Below are 18,408 nucleotides of genomic sequence, written 5' to 3' on the forward strand. Positions count from 1 at the left end.
GACTGGGGTGAGGGCGCCCGCCGACCCCACGGGCGCCTGCCCGCGGGGTCGGGACGCGGGTGTCCTAGCGGGCCGCGGTCTTCACCTGGAGCAGGTTCACGGCCTGGACGCGCCGGTTCTCCATGGCGAAGGGCGCGGCCTGGTTCTTGAGCTTGGTCTTGCCGTAGCCGACCGCGATCAGGTTCTCGGCCGGCAGCTTGTAGGTCGCCACGAGGTAGCGCTTGACCGCCTCGGCCCGGCGCTCGGAGAGCGTCTGGTTGGCCGCGTCAGAGCCCTTGGCGTCGGTGTGGCCGGCGATCACGAAGGTCTGGTTGGCGAGTTCCGGCTTCGAGAGTGCCTTGCCGAGGGCGTCGGCGTTCCGGAGGGCCTCGCCGCGCAGCGCGTCGGACCGGAAGTCGAACTCCATCACGAGGTCGATGGCCGGCTTGTCGGCGGCCACGGTCTTGAGCTTCTCCCGCGCGCTCGCGCTCAGGTCGCGGCTGCTCTTGTTGCGCAGGGTATCGACGAAGACCTCGTCGCCGCTCGGCGCGACCCGGGTCGGGGCGCCGATGGACAGGCTGCGGGTCTTGGGCGGCGACAGGGCCTTGAGGATCTCGTCCTCCGTGACCTGCTGCGCCTGGACGGGCGCCACCGAGGCCAGGAAGGCGACGGCCATCAACCCGATCACACCATGGGAGAGTTTCGAGAAAGTGGTCATCTCAGCCTCCGAAGTCGCGCTGTCGATGGACGTGCAACACCGTGTTCTTCCCACGCCCCCAGGCAGCGATCAACAGCATTCGCCCGGTTTTCTCAGACCTTCCGCGCCCTCGGCGAGGGAAATGTGCAGGCTTGCACAGAGGAGACGCCTCGTAGGCCATGTCATCGCGAGTCATGTGCGCCGGCGCATCGCCGGTCCTCATCATTCCCGCCCCCGGCGGCCGGCCGATCTGCTGCGGATCGGGCCTTGGTGATTCGGGTCGCCGGACGATCCGACCGCGCGAATCAGGTTTCGCGATCGCCAAAGCAGATTTCGTGAGGACACCATGCTGGGCCGCACGGCCATCGCGGTCGACCGGCGACGGCCGGGGCCGGCCGCGACGGCGCAGCGGGCGTTTCGCGAGGGACGTTCAGCGCAGCCCGTATTGCGCGAAGTCCTTGTCGATCATCGGGTTGAGCGCCAGCGCCCGGGTCAGGTCGTCGTTGGCCTGGGCAGACTGGCCGAGGCGGGAGCGGGCGATGCCGCGTCCGTAGAGGGACGAACTGTGGGTCGGCGCCAGCCGCAGGGCCGCGTCGTAGTCCTGGATCGCCGCCTGGAGGGCATCGGCCTTGAGGTTGACGAAGCCGCGGCTGTCGAGGGCGTCGACGAAGCCGGGCTTGAGCTTGAGGGCGTCGTTGCAGTCGGACAGGGCCTTGCGCAGGTCGTTGTTGATGGCCCGCACCCAGCAGCGGTTGTTGAGGGCCTCGGGACTGGAGGGCTCCAGGCGGATGGCCTGATCGAAATCCGCGATGGCCGCGGGATAGTCGTCGCGCTGGGCGTGGAACTGGCCGCGCTCGTAGAAGGCGGTGGCATCGCGCGGGTTGCGGGTGATGCGCGCGTCGAGGGAGGCCTTCCGCTGCAGTTCGGCCATCGAATAGGTCTTGGGGGGCGAGCGCCAGGGTACCGGCGGTGATGGCACCGACGGTGCGGGCTCGGCCGCGGGCGCAGGAGCAGGTGGCGCGGGCGGCGCGACGGCGACCGGCTTATCGGCCTCGCGCGGCGGGCGGGCGGTGCCCTCGACCCTGGCCAGTTCCGCCCGTGCGGTCTTGGCGAGGGGCCCCGAGGGATGGCGCTTGAGGAAACCTTCCAGCGCGCCCTTGGTGCCCTTGGCCATGGCGGCATTGAACTCGCGCGCGGTCTCCTCCTCCGCCGCCACCATGGCGTCGATGTCCTTGTCCTGCAGGGTCGCGGTCGGCTTGGCGGCCTTGTCCTTCGCCGGGGGTTCCTTGGACGACCCCTCTTTGGCGGCTCCCTCCTTGGGTTGCACCTCGGGAGGACGGGCCGCCGGTGCGGGCCTGTCCTCGACCTTGGCCATGGGGGCGGCCGGCCTCACCCAGGCCGGATCGAACCCGAACGGCTCGGTCGTTCCCGCGATCAGGGCGGGCTTCTGCTGGTTGCGGCTCGCGCGGGCCACCGCCTCGGCCGTGGCCGCCAGCGCCTGTTCGGCGCTCGCCTCCGGCACGGCGATCTGGCGCACCAGTTCGGTGGCGAACGGGCTCGTGGCCGCGCGCGTCTCCACGAGGACGCTGCCGGGGGCCGCCGACTGCAGTTCGAGGGTGCGCGGGCCCGGCTTCGGCTCGGCCAGCCCGGCCGAGAAGCTGCGGAAGCGCCGCTCGAACGGGTTGCGGCGGGCGGCGTCGAGGATCAGGATCCGGGCGCCGGCCCCGCGCCTGTCGAGGTCGGCCAGGACCGTGTCGAGGGCGATGCCGTCGCGCTGCACGTCGGGCTCGCTCCAGATCCGCGCGTCCACGGGAACGAGGTAGTTCCTGCGCCCGGCCTGGATGCCGTAGCCGGCGAAGTAGACCAGGGCCACCGCGCCGGTCTCGACCTTGCGCACGAACCGGTCGATGGCGGCCTGGAGGGCGGCCTTGTCGAGGTTCTCGCCGGTCTCGACGGCGAACCCCTTGCGCTTGAGCTCCTCGGCGAGGAGGCGCAGGTCGCCCGGCGGCGTCGCGAGGGCCGCGTCGCTGTCCGGATAGACGGCGTTGGCGACGAGCAGGGCCTGGCGCTGGCGGGACACGCCGCCGGCCGTGGCCGGAGTCGAGGTCAGCGCCACCGATGCCAAGAATCCCGGCACCAATCCCGGCACCACGATCAGTCCGGTCGCCAGAACGCGTGTCGCCGCAACGAGTAGACGTCCAAACATGCGGTGCTCTGCTCAAAAGCCTGCCCGTCCTGATACGCATCGAAACGGGGATTTCGCAATAGCGTCGCAGTCCGTCCACACGCCGTCCCGGCGAACTGAGCAATCCTCGCGAATCCCCGGCGGCAAAACCGGGCGCCGGACCGGCCCCAAACCTGCGCAAACCTCGCTCTTCACTTGAGCCGGGGCCTTGACACGGGCCGCCCGAAAGCGTGCGTGGCGCCAGACGCATGGGCCATCCCGGTCTCGGCCTCGGACCCGTTGCGCAGCGAAAGGCCGGGAGCATGCAAGGTGCGGGGCTGCGGGGCGCGGGGCCGGAGGGATGAAGCGCACCATCGCGGCGATCCTGGCCGCCGACGTCGCGGGGTATTCCCGGCTGATCGCGCAGGACGAGGAGGACACCCTCCGGCGCCTGGCCGACCACACCGCCCTCTACCGGGGGCAGGTGTCCGAATTCGGCGGCCGGGTCTTCAACACCGCGGGCGACGCCATCCTCGCCGAGTTCCCCAGCGCCGTGGAGGCCCTGCGCGCCGCCATCGCGATCCAGCGGGAGCTCGGCCGCCGCAACGACGCGCTTCCCCCCGAGCGGCGGCTGGCCTTCCGCATGGGGCTGACCATCGGCGACGTGGTGGCGGTGGAGGGCGACCTCCTCGGCGACGGCGTCAACGTCGCCGCGCGCCTCGAGGGCATCGCCGAGCCCGGCGGCATCTGCCTGTCCGCCTCCGTGCACGAGACGGTGAGCAACAAGGTGCCGGTGCAGTTCCGCGATATCGGCCCGCAGCGCCTCAAGAACATCCCGCGCCCCGTCCATGCCTACCGGGTGGTGTGGCCGCAGGAGGCCGCCGCCGCGGGGTCGGTGCGCGACCGCTTGCGGCGGAGCGCGCCGGCCCGCCGCTGGCTCCTGGTCCCGGCGCTGGCCGTGCCGGCGGCCCTGGCGCTCGCCCTCCGGGCCGGTCCCCTGCCGTGGCGGGACGATCCCGCCGATCCGCCGGGCGATCCCGTCGTCACCGAAGCGCTGCCCGTGAGCGTCATCGCGGCGCGACACCTCTGCTTCAAGGACGAGGTCCGGCTCGGGGGCGTGGTGGTGCCGCGCCGCGAGATCGAGGTCCGGCCCGAGGGCGAGGGCCTGCGCGTCCTCACCGTGGCGGTGGAGCCCCTGGCCAGGGTCGCCGCCGGCCAGGTGCTGGCCACCCTCGGGCGCCTGCACGGGCCGGAGCAGCCGCCGGTGACCTTGAGGGCGCCGGCCTCGGGGGTGGTCGGGCGGGTTTCGGCGACGCCGGGGGCGCCCGTCACCGCCGCCGGCCCGGCGCCGTTCCAGATCGTGGCGCAGGGCGAATTCGAACTCGCCGCGGAGGTGCCGTTGTCCGACCTCGGCCGGATCGCGGCGGGCCAGCCCGCCACCGTCACGCCGCTCGGCCTGCCCGAGAGCCGCGGCCGGGTCCGGACCGTGTCGGCCTCGGCCGAGGGCGCCTCGCAGTCGGGGCGCGTGCGCATCCAGATGGCGGAGGCCGGCGAGCCGCGCCAGGGCACCTTCGCGCGCGCGGTGGTGACGGTGGAGGAACGCTGCGGCACGGCAATACCGGCCTCGGCCGTGATGATCGGCGAGGAGGGCCGCTTCGTCTACCGGGTCGAGGACGGCCGGATCGAGCCGCGCCTCGTCACGATCGGACTGTCGGCGGGTGGGGACGTCGAGGTGCGCGGCGGCCTCGAGCGGAACGACGTCGTGGTCGCCCGCGCCGGCGCCTTCCTGCGCGAGGGCGCGGCGATCCGGCCGATCCGCGTCGAGGCCGGACGAGCGGCCGATTGAAGAGCCCGACACCCGTGCGTCCGGCGTAAAAACCCCCGCGAGGACAGAACATCCGCGCCTGCGTGCTGCCCCGCACGGAGCCGTCGACTGGCGAGACCGGATCGACGATTCACGGTTGACCGCCAACTCTTGCACGATAACGTCGCTCCCATGAACAGGCCGACCCGCGGTCGTCCGGTCATCTTGTCCGCACCCCGTCGGGAGCGGGAATGGCGTGTCGAAACGTCGGGAGGTCGGAATGAAGACAGTGGTGATGGCCTGTGCGGGATTGATCTTCGGCATCGGCACGTCGGCGGGGCTGGCGCAGGGCACCACCCTGCAGCGCGCGGCCTGTACCCCGGACGTGTTCAAGTTCTGCAGCGGCGACATCCCCAACGTCGAGCGCATCACCACCTGCCTGCGGCAGAAGAAGGCCAGCCTGAGCTCCGGCTGCCAGGCGGTGTTCAACGGCCTCGAACAGACCAGGGTCGCCACCCGCTCGATCGAGACCGGGACCGACGCCTCCGCCTGGTGCGCGCCGTCGGACCCGATGGCGAGCGGCTACGAACTCTGGACGGCGTGGTGCCGGACGGGCGCCGCCGAATAGCCGCCTTGTCGATAGGACATCTCGGTCGATGCAAGGTCTCGGCCGGGGCCGGCCACGGCGAATCGAATGATCGCCCGTCCCGCCCGCGCTCTCGCAAGACGATATGAACCATTTTGCGAGCCGGGCATTGATTTCGTGCGGCGGTGACCCGCCGGTAACGGCGATGCCCTCCAATCCGAGACGGACCACGACTCCGTCGTGTCACCCGACATCCGGGTCCGTTCCGCAGTCAGGAAGCAATCAGATGGTGTCCTTCAGATCGACGGCCGTGACCTTGTCCCTCGTGCTGCTGGGAGCCGTCTCGGCGGCACCGGCCCTGGCGTGCACCACCGGCTGCGAGATCGCCCGCCAGAACCCCTGCCTGTGGGACGACGCCTGCCGGCCCCGCCTGGTCCCGCAGCGGGTGGCCGCGGCCCGCTGGGATGCGTTCCAGCCCGTCGCCCTCAGGGCGTTCTCCCGCATGGACGTCGAGGCGGTGCGCCTGTTCCAGCGCATGCCGTAGGCGGGAAAGACCATGCCGTAGGCGGGAAAGACGACGCCGGGTCGACCGGCCCGGTCCGACCGCGGGCGGGCTGCCGCCCCGCCGGTTCGACTCCAGGAATCGGAAACATGCCCGAAGGCCGCGTCTCGCCGACCCTCTCCCAACCATGACGTGGCGATGGCCGAGGCTGGGCCCGCGCCTCGATCCATCGTGGATCTTTGATTCGGTGTCCGCTCGAATCGAGTGGGAACCGTATCATCGAGCCTGCGCGGCGCCTGAGCGAAGCCCATTTCCGCATCACGAAGTGATCAACCGGACATGGGATGAGGCCCGCTCTCCCGGAACGGACGGGGGAGGCCGAGGGGCCGGCGCGAAGCCCCCATCCCCACGCAAGCTTGCCCGGCCAGAACGCCTCCCTTGAGACGTGGGACACCCATGTCGGGACATGAGGGAGCATCATGGCTGCGATCGAGGCGATCGTCCCGGAGCGCAAGTCGCAGCGCGACATCGGGTTCGCGCTCGGCATCGTCGCGATCCTGGCGATCCTGTTCCTGCCGGTCCCGGCCATCCTCCTCGACATCGGGCTCGCCTTCTCCATCGCCCTGTCGGTACTGATCCTGATGGTGGCCCTGTGGATCCAGAAGCCGCTCGAATTCTCGGCCTTCCCCACCGTGCTGCTGATCGCGACCCTGCTGCGGCTGGCGCTGGGCATCGCCACCACCCGCCTCATCCTGGCCAACGGTCACCACGGCGTCGGGGCCGCGGGTCACGTCATCGAGGGCTTCTCGCAGTTCGTCATGAGCGGCGACTTCGTGATCGGCATCGTCGTCTTCCTGATCCTGATCACGGTGAACTTCCTCGTCATCACCAAGGGCGCCACCCGCATCGCCGAGGTCGGCGCGCGCTTCACCCTCGACGCCATCCCCGGCAAGCAGATGGCCATCGACGCCGACCTCAACGCCGGCCTCATCGACGACAAGGAGGCCCAGCACCGCCGCCGGGAGCTGGAGGAGGAGAGCTCGTTCTTCGGCTCGATGGACGGTGCCTCGAAGTTCGTGCGCGGCGAGGCCATCGCCTCGCTCATCACCATCGCCGTCAACGTGTTCGGCGGCATCATCATCGGCACCACCCGCCACGGCATGCCGCTGGGCCATGCGGCGGACGTGTTCACCAAGCTCTCGGTGGGCGACGGCCTCGTCTCGCAGATCCCGGCGCTGATCGTGTCGCTGGCCGCGGGCCTCCTCGTCTCCAAGGGCGGCACCAAGGGCACCGCCGAACAGGCGGTGATCGGCCAGCTCGGCGCCTATCCGCGCGCGCTGTGGGTGTCCGCGTTCCTGATGCTGATGTTCGCCCTGGTGCCGGGCCTGCCGTTCCTGCCGTTCATGGTGCTCGCGGGCCTGATGGCCTTCATCGCCTACGCGATCCCCAAGAAGCTCGCCGAGGAGAAGGCCATCGTGGTGGCCAGAGCCGCGGCCGAGCAGGAGAAGAAGGACGTCGCGGCCCGCGAATCGGTCAAGGAGTCGCTCAAGACGCCCGAGATCGAGGTCTGTCTCGGCCGCCAGGTCTCGTCCCAGATCCAGACCGCCCATTCCGAGCTGTCGCACCGGGTCGCCAAGATGCGCCGCAAGTTCGCGCGCCAGTACGGCTTCGTGGTGCCCGAGATCAAGCTCACCGACAGCCTCGCCCTGGCGCCCAAGAGCTACCAGATCCTCATCCACGGCACCGTCGCCGCCACCCAGGAGATCCGCCCCGGCGAGCTCCTGGTGGTGGTGGGCGACGGCCCGTCGCCGGACGTGCCCAGCGATCCGGTGCGCGAGCCCGCCTTCGGCATGAAGGCGCATTGGGTGCTCGAATCCTACGGCGCCGAGGTCCGCCGCGGCGGCTTCGAACCCATCGACGGCGCCTCGGTGCTGCTGACCCACCTCTCCGAGGTGATCCGCAACAACCTGCCCCAGCTCCTGTCCTACAAGGACATGCGCGGCCTGATCGACCGGCTCGATCCCGAGTACAAGCGCCTCCTCGAGGAGATCTGCCCGTCGCAGATCTCGTATTCCGGTCTGCAGGCGGTGCTCAAGCTCCTGCTCGCCGAGCGCGTCTCGATCCGCAACCTCCACCTCATCCTGGAGGCCATCGCCGAGATCACGCCGCACGCCCGGCGCGCCGAGCAGATCGTCGAGCACGTGCGCATGCGCATCGCCCAGCAGATCTGCGGCGACCTCGCCGAGAACGGCGTCCTCAACGTCCTGCGCCTCGGCGGCGCCTGGGACCTCTCGTTCCACCAGAGCCTCAAGCGCGACGTCAAGGGCGAGGTCATCGAGTTCGACATCGACCCGCGCCTCGTGGAGCAGTTCGGCACCGAGGCCGGTGAGGCGATCCGCACCCGGATGCGCGAGACCCACAACTTCGCCCTCGTCACCGCGCCCGACGCCCGCCCCTACGTCCGCATGATCGTCGAGCGGCTCTATCCGACGCTGGCGGTGCTCTCGCACCTCGAGATCGCGCGCGGCGTCGAGATCAAGTCCCTCGGGACGATCTCGTGACGGCACTGGCGCCCGACAGCTTCCTGTCGGTGTTCATGATCTTCTGCCGGGTCGGGGGCTGCCTCCTGATGATCCCCGGCTTTTCCAGCCCGCGCGTGCCGGCCCAGGTGCGGCTGCTCATCGCCCTCTCGGTGTCGCTGGCGCTGACGCCGCTCCTGCTGCCGCAGTTCCAGGGCAAGCTCGACGACAACCCCGCCACCACCCTGTTCTTCATCGTCAGCGAGAGCATCACCGGCCTCGTCATCGGCTTCCTCGGGCGGATCTTCTTCTTCGTGCTCGAGACGGTGGTGAACGCCGCCTCCACCATGGTGGGCTTCGGCGGCATGCCCGGCGCGGTGGCCGAGGGCGTCGACCCGGTGCCGGCGGTGGAGGCGCTGATCATGATGTCGGCCGCCGCCCTGGTCTTTGCCGCCGACATGCACTGGGAGCTGTTTCGCGGCATCGTCGATTCCTACGCCCGCATTCCGCCGGGCCAGGGCGTCGGCTCGCAGACGGCCCTGGTGCGCATCGTCGACCAGATCGGCACCGCCTTCGTGCTCGGCCTCAGGATCACCTCGCCGTTCATCGTCTACGCGGTGGCGGTGAATCTGGCCGCGGGCTTCGCCAACAAGCTCACGCCGACGATCCCGGTGTATTTCATCGCGACCCCGTTCATCATGTTCGGCGGGTTGCTGATGCTCTACTACATCTCGAACGAGTTCATGATGCAGTTCCTGATCGGCTACGTCGACTACCTGCGCAGGGGCTGAGGCGATGACGCCGAGCCAGCGCCTCGCCCGCGCCAAGCGCCTCGTGACGGTGCAGGAGCAGATGCGCCGCGTCGCCGAACGCGATCTGGCCGCCACCCGCCGCGACATCGCCAGCACCGAGGCCGACCGGGCCGCCCTGCTGCAGACGCTGGCGGGGGAACGGATGGCGGGCCTGTTCCTCGATGCCGCCGCCGGCCGCCTGCGCCGGATCGCCGAGACCGCCACGGCGCTCGGTGCCAGGGCTACGGCCCAGGAAAGGACCGTCCTGGCGCGCGGCCTGTCCGAAAAGCAGGCCGAACGCTGGGCCGAGGGGCTCGCCCGCGCCCACCGCGCCGAGGAGGACCGCCGCGAGGCGCTGGAACAGCTCGACCTGCTAATCGCCCGCGGCGGCGGCCTGGACGATGGCGAGACACCAGCCTCCCGAAAGCCAGGCGCGCTATCCGGGTCGTGAAGGCCCGGCGCCGCGCCGCGGCCTTCGGGATTCCCTGTCAGCCCCGGCGACGACCATGAGCATCAGACCCCCATCGGACATCGTCCTCGACGTCGCCCGGGCGGCGGACCCGGCCCGCTACCAGGAGGCCTCGTCCAAGCTCACCGCCCCCGCCGGCACCGATCCGGCCGCCTTCGGCGACGCCGTGCGCATGGCGGGTGCCGGGGTCCACATGCCCCTCGACGCCCGCGCCACGCTCACCACCCTGCAGAGCGACAGCGCGATGGCCAAGGGCGGCAAGGCCGTCGACCCCTACAAGCAGTTCGAGGCGTTCGTGCTGCGCCAGTTCGTCGAGAAGATGATGCCCGACAAGGCGACCTCGGTGTTCGGCAAGGGCAACGCCGGCGGCATCTGGAAGTCGATGCTGGCCGAGCAGGTCGGCTCGGAGATCTCGAAGGCCGGCGGGCTGGGCATCGCCCGCATCCTGTCGGCGCCGCGCAACGCCGAGGCGGTCACCGTCGAGCGGCAGGCCGCCGACCGGGCCGCCGCCGCCCTCCTGCGGACCAAGGCGACCTCCTGAGCGGGCTCGCCGTCCAGGACGCCCCGATGATCGAAGGACCCTCCATGCTGATCGCCTCCCTCAAGCGGCTCGACGCCACCGTCTCGGCCGAGACCGAGGCGCTGCTCGCCCATCGCCCGATCGACCAGGACGCGGTCAACCGGCGCAAGGGCCAGAGCCTGCTCGAACTCACCCGCCTCACCCGCGGCCTCGACCCGGAGCGGGTCGACCCGGAGCTCGCCGACCAGCTCGCGCGCCTGCGCCGCAGCCTGCAGCGCAACCAGGAGGTGGTGGGCCTGCACCTGCGGGCGGTGGAGGAGATCGCCGAGATCGTCAACGACGCGATCCAGGACGCCGAATCCGACGGGACCTATTCCGCCCGCCGCCGCCGCTGACCGCCCACCGAAAGCCCGGCCGCCGCCATGCGCATCCTCGTCACCGGCCTCTGGATCTGTGCCCTCACCGTCGCCTCCTGCTACGGCGCGGTGACCTGGGGCAGCGGCCTCATGGGCAAGAAGACCGAGCCCTACCTCGAAGGCCTGCAGTACCAGAAGCTGGCGCCCATCAACGTGCCGATGCTCGCGGACGGCAAGGTCACCGGCTACATCGTCGCCGTCCTGGTCTTCACCGCCGACGCGCGGCTGATGCACACCCTCTCGGTGCCGCCCAACGCCTTCGTGGTCGACGAGACCTTCCGCCAGATCTACAGCGACCCCGAGATCGATTTCAGGCGCCTGGCCCGTTACAACGTCACCAAGCGCCTCGCCGAGGTCCGCGCCAAGGTCAACGAGCGCCTGGGCTCCGAGGTCGTCAAGGACATTTTGGTCGAGGAGTTCAACTTTGTCGCCAAGCGGGAGGTGCGGTCTTAAGGGGTGGGCTTGGGGGTTGAAAGCCGGCAGCTTGGGAATTTGAGCGGTCGCTTGTGACCTGCAGCGAACTTTGGCTCGTCGGGCGCTACGAATCCTCATGGGCACTGCTTGCGACCACGTCGCTTCCTGCCTTGCCCCCACTTTGCCCCGGCCCGCCAATTCATGTCAGGCCGGGTCACATCGTCGTTCTAGGATCTTAGCAGGTCCGTTCGTCGTGACTTGGACTGCAAGACTTCAGATTGCAGCGCCCTTTTCGACGACGATGGTGTCAACGACGTCCGCTGGCTCGTAGAGCCACCGTGCCATAGCCCCGGCCGCCATAGCTCCTACGATTGGTGCGAGCCAAAACAGCCAAAGCTGTGCGACGTACTCGCCGCCCGCAAACAAGGCAGGTCCGGTGCTGCGAGCCGGGTTGACCGAGGTGTTGGTCACGGGGATCGAGATCAGGTGGATCAGGACCAGAGCGAATCCGATGGGGATGCCCGCAAAGCCCGTCGCAGCGCCCTTCGACGTCGTGCCGACGATGATGAAGATGAAAAAGAAGGTCGTCAGAAGCTCGATGATCAGGCAAGCGGCAACGCCGTACTTGCCAGGGCTGAGATCACCGTAGCCGTTCGAGGCGAACCCGTTCGGAAGCCAGCCAGCCTTGCCCGATGCGATGACATAGAGGACGAAGGCACCGACCATAGCGCCAACGACCTGGGCGACGATGTAGGGCAGTACGTGCCGGTTCGCACAACGTCCGGCAGACCACAGCCCAAGCGTCACAGCCGGATTGAAGTGGCCACCCGAGATGTGACCGACCGCGTAGGCCATCGTGAGCACGGTCAAGCCAAAGGCAAAGGCGACACCGAGGAAGCCGATGCCGAGTTCCGGGAACGCGGCGGACAAGACGGCGGCACCACAACCGCCAAAGGTCAGCCAGAAGGTGCCGAAAAACTCGGCCGTCGCCCGGCGCATCGTATCGTGATCCATGTCTGAACCTCCCGCTATAGGATTTCGCGCGGCACTCGAAGAGCAGGTTCGAAATCTCAGATTTGTGCGACGCGAGCAGTCTGCGCTGGCATCTACCGGAACGCATTTCGCGAACGTTGCACGGGCAGAGGGAGACAGCAATTACCGGAACAGCAATGCGCTTACTCTCCAATCGTATTCATGCTCAGAGGGGCTTGAGAAGGACGGCGCGGAAGGTCTGATTTCCACCCAAAGCGGCACCTCACACAATCAAACCCATCGCGTTCAGCCCGAAAGCTTACGGCTCACCCGCCGCCACCTCGCCACGAGCCCGCTGAGGACCACCACCGCCCCCAAAAGGTTGAGCGCCCACTGCGCCAGTTCGCGCGCAGGCCCGGCGAGGACGAAAAAATCGAGGCGGTGCAGGCCGTCGAACAGCCAGCGGTAGGCGCGGCTGGAGCGGTCGAGGCGCTCGGCGATGGTGCCGTCGCGTGGGTCGACGTGCAGCCAGGTGGCGGCCGGGTCGGCAAAGCGCAGGCGCAGCATCGGCAGCGGCCGCTCGCCGAGGCCGGACCAATGGGCGTCGTGGGCCGTCAGCCGCTCCACCGTCGGCGGCGCGGCCTGGCCCATCGCCCGCATCGCGGCGGCCACGATCTGCGCCTCGTCGGGGCCGGGGCCACCATCGGCCCCCATCACGCGGCGTCCCTCCCGCATGAGCGACACCACGAGCGGCCGCCCGCCGAGGGTGGTGAAGCGCAGGGCCACCGCGTCCGGGGCCGCGACCCGCCGCAGCCCGGCCGGGTCGAGGCCGACCGGGTGCCAGGGGCCGGCCTGGGCGGCCACGAGGGCCGCCGGCGGGGCCGGTCCGGTGAACCAGCGGTTCGGGTTCATCGAGAGCCAGCCGCTGACGAGGAAGCCGGTGAGGGCGAGCCCGCCCGCGAGACCCGAGAGGTGGTGCCAGCGCGCCAGCCCGCGGTAGGGCGTCAGCGCCCCGTTGCGATAGCGCCGGGGCCAGCCGAGCCGCCAGATTCCGAGGACGAGGCCGCTCGCCAGGAGCGGAATCGCGAGTCCCGACAGCCACAGCACCACGTCCCGCCACAGGTCGGGCCGGGCCCGCAGCGGCGTCGGGTAGACCCAATGCACCACGGCGCCGACCCAGTTCCAGCCGCGCTCGAACCGCGTGGTGACGAGGGCGACCTCCCCGGTGGGGGCCGAGACGTAGACCTCGGTGCCGGCCGCATCGGCCAGGGCGACCTTGTGGAAGGGCCGCAGCGGGTCGTAGCGGGCGGTGACGGTCCATTGGTCGCGCGCCACGGGCTCGACGGTGCCGGAGCCGGCGAGGGCCCGGGCCTCCTCCGGCGTGAGCGCGGGCCGGCGCTCCCCGGTCCGGGCCGAGACCGTGGCGCGGCTCCCGTCAGGGCCGGTGACACGATAGACGGGCTCCCCGCCCTGCATCTCCAGTCCGAGGGCGGCGGGTTCGGGCCGGCCGGCCGCCGCGAGGGCGGCGTCGGGGGCGATGGCCACCCGGTCCCAGGCGATCGGCGGCAGGCGGGCGAGCCGCTCGGCCTGCGACAGGCGCGGGAACGGCACGTGCAGCATCACGAGGCCCGAGCCGATCCATAGGGCGACGAGGAGCCCGGCGCCGATCCCGAGCCAGCGATGCCCGAGGATCAGCCAGCGTTTGGCGACCTTCACCACGTCACGCTGTAGGCGACCTCGACCGAGCGCGGCCGCCCGAGCAGCCAGAAGGTCGACCCGCCGGTGACCGGATAGACCGCGTCGAGGAGGTTGTAGGCGCGCAGGCTCAGGCGGGAGGTGTCGTCGATCCGGTAGTCGACGCTGCCGTTCACGACCTCGTAGGCCGGTCGCCGGACCGTGTTGGCGAAGTCGCCCACCGTCTCGCCCACGAACTGCACGCCGGCCCGCGCCTCCCAGCGCGGCGCGAAGGCCCAGGACAGCCACAGGTTGGCCACTCGCTCGGGCACGTTGATCGGCTGGTTGCCCGCGAACGAGACGGCGACCCCGCCCACGGCCTGCTGGAAGCTGTCGTATTGCGCCTGCAAGAGGGCGAGGTTGCCCTCGATGCGCCAGTTCTCCCACAGGCCCAGGGAGGCGAACGCCTCGACCCCGTGGGACGACTGGCTCCCCACCTGGATCGACACGGCGGGGCGCTGCGGGTCGGCGGTCAGGAGGTTGTCCTTCTTGATCCGGTAGCCGGCCAGGGTGAACTCGCCGCGCCCGTCCCAGAACACCTGCTTGTAGCCGACCTCGACCTGTTCGCCGTTCGAGAGCTGGAAGTCCTTCTGGGCCAGGGTGAGGGTGATGAGCGTCCCCACCGGGTCGACGGCCGTGGCGTAGCTCGCATAGAGCGAACTGCCCGGCGTCGGGCTGTAGACGGCGCCGAAGCGATAGCTCACCGCGCTGAAGTCCTTGGTGTAGCCGGCGGCGGGGTTGCGCAGGTCGTTCCGGCGGACGGTCGGCGCGTCGTAGCGGACGCCGGCGATCAGCGAGAGCTGGTCGGACAGGACGAGACGGTTCTCGGCGAAGAGGGAATACTGGTCGGTGCTGGTGGCGTACCCCGGCGTGGTGCCGTCGACGCGCAGGAATCGGCCCGGATCGACGGCGAAGGGATCGACGGTGCTCACGCCGCCGTAGGGCGCGTTGTTGGTGTGGAGGAACGAGATGCGGTTGACGTCGAAGCCCGCCACGAACTCGTTGGCGAAGCCGAACAGCTCGCCGCGGACGGTGGCGTCGAAGCGGTTTCCGATCTGCTCCTGGTCGTGGAAGATCTCGATGTAGTCCGAGCGCCTGACGCGGCCGGTGGCCGGGACGAAGGCGTAGGTCTCGGCGTTGCGCCAGCGCCGGTGCGAGGACAGGCGATAGGCGGTGTTGCGGATCGTGACGTCGGCGCTGGGCGACCACTCGGTCTTGAACTGCGTCCAGTCGTCCTTGAAGACGATCCGGCTGTCGTCGACGGTGTAGTTGTTGAACCGCGTGCGCCGGTCGATGCCGCCATCGATGAGGGGCGTCCCGAAGTAGCGCAGCGGCTCCTGGTAGCCGGAGTCGTGCGAGAGGGTGAAGGCGAGGTCTGGGGTGGCTTGGTAGAACAGCGATCCCGAGACCGCGAGGTTGCTGAACTCGCCGTTCTGGCGCAGCCACCCGTCGGCCTGGTTGGCACTGACGTTGAGGCGGTAGGCGACCCGGTCGCCGAGGGCGCCGCCGGTGTCGAAGGCCAGGCGCTTGACCCCGTCCGAGCCGAGCGCCACCCGCGCCGCGTTGATGGTGGTGAAGGTCGGCTTCTTGGGCACCACGTTGATGACGCCCCCGATGGCGCCGTCGCCCGACAGCACCGAGGCGGGGCCGCGCAGCACCTCGATCCGGTCGACGTTCCAGGTGTCGAACGGGAAGGTGATGGTTCCGGTGCCGACGTAGAGGCGGGTGCCGTCGTAGAGCTGCATCACCGAGTTGACCCCGGCGAACCCGCGCGAGGTGTACGCCCCGAAGCCGTTGCCGGGCGCGGCGATGGTGGTGATGCCGGCCGCGTTCTGGGTCACCGCCTCCTGCACCGTCTCCTGGCCGCGCTCGCGGATCTTCTGGCCGGAGACGACCTCGACGCTGGCCGGCGTCTGGAGCGGCGACAGGTCGAGGCGGCTGCCGGTCCGGTTGGGTGTCGCGAGGTTCAGGCCGGTGGGTGCCGCCGTGTAGGGGGTCGGCGCCAGCAGGCGGGTTCCCGTCCCGGAGCCGGCCACCGCCAGTTCCGAGAGGGTGGCGGCGGCGTGGTCCTCGCCCGGGCGGGGGGCGTCATGCGCCGCGAGGGAGACCTTCGCGAGGGAGACCTGCGCCACGAGGAAAGCCGGAGCGAGGGCGAAGACGGAGATCGGCCGTCGGCGACCGGACGGTCGTCGGGCGAGAGAATGGGACGACATGGGCAGCGAGGCCTCGGGCGACGGCAGTGGCACGTCACCGCGAACGAAGCCTCGGCTCAGGCGGTCTCCGAAAAAGACACGCGCCCGCCTCGACACCCACCAGGACACCCCGCCCGATGCGTTTCGCGTGTGACCACGACTGACGGCAGGTCTCCTGGCTCGCGGGTCGCTGTCCCGTCATCGTCTTCCCAGGCCCGAGGAACCCAGTGACGTGTTGATGAAGGACTCGCCGCTTACAGTTGCGGGGGCAGCCGCGGCATCGGGCGATCCTTGCGGACCCTCGCCCTCACCGCGTTCCCTTTTGATCCTCTCGCGAGGAACCGTCGGCCCGAGGCTAGCGCGCCGGCGGAGACCGCGTCAATCGCGCACAGGTTCGGTCACGGCACGCTCACCGGAACGTGTGGCATCCGCGACGCACCCAACGCGGGGTGCGGCCTCAGCCGCGCCGGCTCATCCGGCCGCCCATGCCCTCGCAGCAGCAGGCCGCCTTCGTGCCCTTGACCGAGCCGTGCTTCATCCCACCGTGCTTCATGCCCCCGTCTTTCATGGCCATATCGCCCCGGCCGCACATGGCCCCCGCCTTGCCGCCCTTCGCGCCGCAGCAGCTCATGGCGGAGGCGGGCGCGGCGGCCAGCAGGAGGAGGACGGCGGTCGAGGCGGCGAGCTTGGCGATCATGGGGGACGGGTCTCCGTTGCCCCGCCATCCTACCACCGATCGGCGGCCCGATGCAGGGGCGTGCGGCGTCATCCCCCATCGGCGAGGATCGCCCCGCGATAGGTCTCCACCACCTCGCAGAACGGGACGCCGTCGGCGGTGCTGAGCACGGCATGGATCGCGAAGAGCGCCGTGGCGGGACTGGGCCGCCCCGCCGTTTGCGTCCACAGCCGCTCCAGCGACAGGTTGCGACGCTGCGGCGCCAGGGCATGGACGGCACGGCCGAAGGGCGTGGCCGTGGTGTCGAGGACCCGGTTCATGCCCGGCGTGAGGCGTTCGGGCACGTACCAGTTCTGCGCCTCCGACAGGACGTGGGCGCCGCAGGTGAGCCGCACCCGGCGGTAGCGCACGAGGTCCGGCGAGCCGACGCCGAGGCGCTCGCACTGCTGGGCGGAGGGCGCCCGCGCCGCCGCCGTCACCGGCACCGCGCACAGGCGGGAACCGCCGGCCGACAGCCCGCGCTCGTGGCACCATTCCTCGAGGACGGCGGTCGCGCTCGGCCCGGCCAGGAGCCGGTCCGTCAGCAGCGTCACGAGCCCGGCGGTCCCGAGCGGCGCGGCGGACGGATCGGTCATCGACGGACGACGAGGGCGAATGGCCATGGCGTCGCCGGACAGGATCGACCTGTCGACCGCCTCATGACCGAGATGACGCGACGTGTGATCAAGAGGCCCCGGGATGTCAGGATGTGGCCGATGCAGCGCGATTCTTGCGGCATCGCGTCTTGCCGATCGACGCGAGAGCGACCGCTGGCGGGCACCACCGCCGCACCCCGCGGGAGCGAGATCGGTGCCGAGCCGTGGCACTCCATACAACGTGTTGGAGCTCACGAAAACGCTCCTCGTCACGAGGGCGCTTGAGGCCGGCAAGGATGCTGGAGGGTGACGAGGATCGCCGTCGACACCCGCGTCTCGTCCTCGCGGGGAACCTCGACAGGTCGGCGCGCCTGTGCTGGAGCGCTCCTTAGCTGCGGTCTCGACATCGTCACACGAGCGTCCGGGCTGCGGATTATGAGCGCAGCGGCGCCTCGTACACCGCCGGGGAAGAGCTCCTTTGGACCGAACCGTCCGATATGCCCTGTACTTCACCCCCGCACCGGGGACGGCTCTCGCCGCCTTCGGCGACGCGGTCCTCGGCGCCGTGCCGACGTTGGGGCCGACCACGCTCCGGGCCCTCCTTGCCGCCAGGACCGAGGAGCCGCGCGTCTACGGCTTCCACGCCACGATGAAGGCGCCGTGGCGCCTCGGCCCGGGCGTGACGGAAGCCGATCTCCTGGCGGCGGCCGAGGCCCTCGCTGCCCATCGACCGCCTCTGCCTGTCGGCTCGCTGCGCGTCGCCGCGCTCGGACATGTCGCCGCCCTGGTGCCGGAGTCGCCGCCGCCGGCCCTCGGCCTGCTGGCCGCCGAATGCGTGGCCGCCCTCGACCCGCTGCGGGCCCCCCTCTCGGCAGCCGAGCGCGTCCGGCGCCACCCCGAGCGCCTCGACCCGCGGGGGCGGGCGCTGCTGGAGCGTTGGGGCTACCCGCACGTCTTCGAGGAGTTTGGGTTTCACATGACGCTGACCGGCCGCCTCGGCCCCGAGGACAGGGCCGTGATCCTGCCGCTGCTGACGGAGGCCGCTGCGGACCTGCCGGACCTGGTGATCGACGCCCTGAGCGTGGTCGTCCAGGACGGCGCCGATCCATTCCGGCTCTTGCGCCGTATTCCTTTCGCGCCTTGAGGCGCATGCGAGGGCCTCGAACCGCCCCGGCCGCGACACGCAGGTCGGCGCCCGCTCGCGGCTGAGCGAGACGGTCCTCGACGACGGTTCCCGATATCGTCGAGGACGGGTCAGACGAACCACGCGACGATCGGCAAGGTCTGCCCGATCGCCTCGAACCGCAAGCACAAGAGTACCGGCTCATCATTAGCCGG

17 protein-coding genes and 1 riboswitch are annotated in these 18,408 nt (G+C 70.4%); of the genes, 10 read left to right on the top strand and 7 right to left on the bottom strand.

The window, feature by feature from the left end; genetic code table 11:
- Positions 1-64: 64 nt before the first annotated feature.
- Together ASF39_RS05035 and ASF39_RS05040 are read right to left on the bottom strand one after the other, a co-directional pair.
- Positions 65-697: an OmpA family protein gene (locus ASF39_RS05035; RefSeq protein WP_055880248.1), complete on the bottom strand. Its 633-nt coding sequence runs from the start codon at positions 695-697 to the stop codon at positions 65-67.
- A 409-nt stretch (positions 698-1,106) separates the two neighbouring features.
- Positions 1,107-2,882, bottom strand: a complete 1,776-nt coding sequence (locus tag ASF39_RS05040) for a caspase family protein (RefSeq protein WP_082494369.1) — start codon at positions 2,880-2,882, stop codon at positions 1,107-1,109.
- Positions 2,883-3,201: 319 nt separating this feature from the next.
- On the opposite strand from ASF39_RS05040, the gene ASF39_RS20240 reads away from it, so the two are divergent.
- The 9 genes from ASF39_RS20240 (at position 3,202) to ASF39_RS05085 (ending at position 10,900) form a co-directional block, all read left to right on the top strand.
- A complete protein-coding gene (locus ASF39_RS20240) occupies positions 3,202-4,686 on the top strand; it encodes an HlyD family efflux transporter periplasmic adaptor subunit (RefSeq protein WP_056281598.1) in 1,485 nt (494 codons plus the stop codon).
- A 238-nt stretch (positions 4,687-4,924) separates the two neighbouring features.
- Positions 4,925-5,272, top strand: a complete 348-nt coding sequence (locus ASF39_RS21830) for a hypothetical protein (protein WP_200938158.1) — start codon at positions 4,925-4,927, stop codon at positions 5,270-5,272.
- A gap of 268 nt (positions 5,273-5,540) precedes the next feature.
- Positions 5,541-5,774 (top strand): hypothetical protein, encoded by a 234-nt coding sequence (locus tag ASF39_RS05055; RefSeq protein ID WP_156387523.1) that lies wholly within the window; start codon positions 5,541-5,543, stop codon positions 5,772-5,774.
- A gap of 437 nt (positions 5,775-6,211) precedes the next feature.
- The gene (gene flhA, locus ASF39_RS05060) at positions 6,212-8,293 is read left to right on the top strand and encodes a flagellar biosynthesis protein FlhA (RefSeq protein ID WP_056281601.1); all 2,082 of its coding nucleotides are present in this window, start codon (positions 6,212-6,214) and stop codon (positions 8,291-8,293) included.
- Positions 8,290-9,042, top strand: coding sequence for a flagellar biosynthesis protein FliR (fliR, locus tag ASF39_RS05065; protein WP_274533814.1), 753 nt, complete (start codon positions 8,290-8,292; stop codon positions 9,040-9,042). Before flhA ends, fliR begins: the two co-directional genes overlap by 4 nt.
- A gap of 4 nt (positions 9,043-9,046) precedes the next feature.
- The gene (locus ASF39_RS05070; protein ID WP_200938160.1) at positions 9,047-9,493 is read left to right on the top strand and encodes a hypothetical protein; all 447 of its coding nucleotides are present in this window, start codon (positions 9,047-9,049) and stop codon (positions 9,491-9,493) included.
- 55 nt (positions 9,494-9,548) lie between these two features.
- Positions 9,549-10,052, top strand: coding sequence for a rod-binding protein (locus ASF39_RS05075; RefSeq protein ID WP_082494370.1), 504 nt, complete (start codon positions 9,549-9,551; stop codon positions 10,050-10,052).
- Between the two features lie 44 nt (positions 10,053-10,096).
- Entirely contained in the window at positions 10,097-10,426 is a 330-nt protein-coding gene (locus tag ASF39_RS05080; RefSeq protein WP_056281691.1) for a hypothetical protein, read from the top strand.
- A 27-nt stretch (positions 10,427-10,453) separates the two neighbouring features.
- On the top strand, positions 10,454-10,900 hold the full coding sequence (locus ASF39_RS05085; RefSeq protein ID WP_055880265.1) for a hypothetical protein: 447 nt from the start codon (positions 10,454-10,456) through the stop codon (positions 10,898-10,900).
- Positions 10,901-11,134: 234 nt separating this feature from the next.
- On the opposite strand, the gene aqpZ is transcribed toward ASF39_RS05085, so the two are convergent.
- The 5 genes from aqpZ to ASF39_RS05110 all read right to left on the bottom strand — a co-directional run bounded on the left by aqpZ (position 11,135) and on the right by ASF39_RS05110 (position 17,070).
- Positions 11,135-11,875, bottom strand: a complete 741-nt coding sequence (gene aqpZ / locus ASF39_RS05090) for an aquaporin Z (RefSeq protein ID WP_055880268.1) — start codon at positions 11,873-11,875, stop codon at positions 11,135-11,137.
- Between the two features lie 264 nt (positions 11,876-12,139).
- On the bottom strand, positions 12,140-13,549 hold the full coding sequence (locus tag ASF39_RS05095) for a PepSY domain-containing protein (protein ID WP_244472278.1): 1,410 nt from the start codon (positions 13,547-13,549) through the stop codon (positions 12,140-12,142).
- Complete coding sequence (locus ASF39_RS05100) at positions 13,546-15,780, bottom strand: TonB-dependent siderophore receptor (protein WP_200938162.1); 2,235 nt, start codon at positions 15,778-15,780, stop codon at positions 13,546-13,548. The genes ASF39_RS05095 and ASF39_RS05100 overlap by 4 nt, the downstream gene beginning before the upstream one ends.
- A gap of 126 nt (positions 15,781-15,906) precedes the next feature.
- A riboswitch (cobalamin riboswitch) is annotated at positions 15,907-16,120 on the bottom strand.
- A 96-nt stretch (positions 16,121-16,216) separates the two neighbouring features.
- The gene (locus tag ASF39_RS05105) at positions 16,217-16,456 is read right to left on the bottom strand and encodes a hypothetical protein (protein ID WP_082494372.1); all 240 of its coding nucleotides are present in this window, start codon (positions 16,454-16,456) and stop codon (positions 16,217-16,219) included.
- Between the two features lie 68 nt (positions 16,457-16,524).
- Positions 16,525-17,070: a hypothetical protein gene (locus ASF39_RS05110; RefSeq protein WP_056281606.1), complete on the bottom strand. Its 546-nt coding sequence runs from the start codon at positions 17,068-17,070 to the stop codon at positions 16,525-16,527.
- Between the two features lie 478 nt (positions 17,071-17,548).
- Between ASF39_RS05110 and ASF39_RS05115 the strand changes: the two genes are divergently transcribed.
- Entirely contained in the window at positions 17,549-18,214 is a 666-nt protein-coding gene (locus ASF39_RS05115) for a DUF1045 domain-containing protein (protein ID WP_055880279.1), read from the top strand.
- Positions 18,215-18,408: the final 194 nt, after the last annotated feature.

This window comes from Methylobacterium sp. Leaf108 (genome assembly GCF_001423265.1).
Classification (GTDB): Bacteria; Pseudomonadota; Alphaproteobacteria; order Rhizobiales; family Beijerinckiaceae; genus Methylobacterium.

What these genes read in the sequence shown, in the direction of transcription:
- ASF39_RS05035 (WP_055880248.1), bottom strand. Translation starts at nt 697, where the DNA reads ATGACCACTTTCTCGAAACTCTCCCATGGTGTGATCGGGTTGATGGCC.
- ASF39_RS05040 (WP_082494369.1), bottom strand. Translation starts at nt 2,882, where the DNA reads ATGTTTGGACGTCTACTCGTTGCGGCGACACGCGTTCTGGCGACCGGA.
- ASF39_RS20240 (WP_056281598.1), top strand. Translation starts at nt 3,202, where the DNA reads ATGAAGCGCACCATCGCGGCGATCCTGGCCGCCGACGTCGCGGGGTAT.
- ASF39_RS21830 (WP_200938158.1), top strand. Translation starts at nt 4,925, where the DNA reads ATGAAGACAGTGGTGATGGCCTGTGCGGGATTGATCTTCGGCATCGGC.
- flhA (WP_056281601.1), top strand. Translation starts at nt 6,212, where the DNA reads ATGGCTGCGATCGAGGCGATCGTCCCGGAGCGCAAGTCGCAGCGCGAC.
- ASF39_RS05070 (WP_200938160.1), top strand. Translation starts at nt 9,047, where the DNA reads ATGACGCCGAGCCAGCGCCTCGCCCGCGCCAAGCGCCTCGTGACGGTG.
- ASF39_RS05075 (WP_082494370.1), top strand. Translation starts at nt 9,549, where the DNA reads ATGAGCATCAGACCCCCATCGGACATCGTCCTCGACGTCGCCCGGGCG.
- ASF39_RS05080 (WP_056281691.1), top strand. Translation starts at nt 10,097, where the DNA reads ATGCTGATCGCCTCCCTCAAGCGGCTCGACGCCACCGTCTCGGCCGAG.
- ASF39_RS05085 (WP_055880265.1), top strand. Translation starts at nt 10,454, where the DNA reads ATGCGCATCCTCGTCACCGGCCTCTGGATCTGTGCCCTCACCGTCGCC.
- aqpZ (WP_055880268.1), bottom strand. Translation starts at nt 11,875, where the DNA reads ATGGATCACGATACGATGCGCCGGGCGACGGCCGAGTTTTTCGGCACC.
- ASF39_RS05100 (WP_200938162.1), bottom strand. Translation starts at nt 15,780, where the DNA reads ATGTCGTCCCATTCTCTCGCCCGACGACCGTCCGGTCGCCGACGGCCG.
- ASF39_RS05105 (WP_082494372.1), bottom strand. Translation starts at nt 16,456, where the DNA reads ATGATCGCCAAGCTCGCCGCCTCGACCGCCGTCCTCCTCCTGCTGGCC.
- ASF39_RS05110 (WP_056281606.1), bottom strand. Translation starts at nt 17,070, where the DNA reads ATGACCGATCCGTCCGCCGCGCCGCTCGGGACCGCCGGGCTCGTGACG.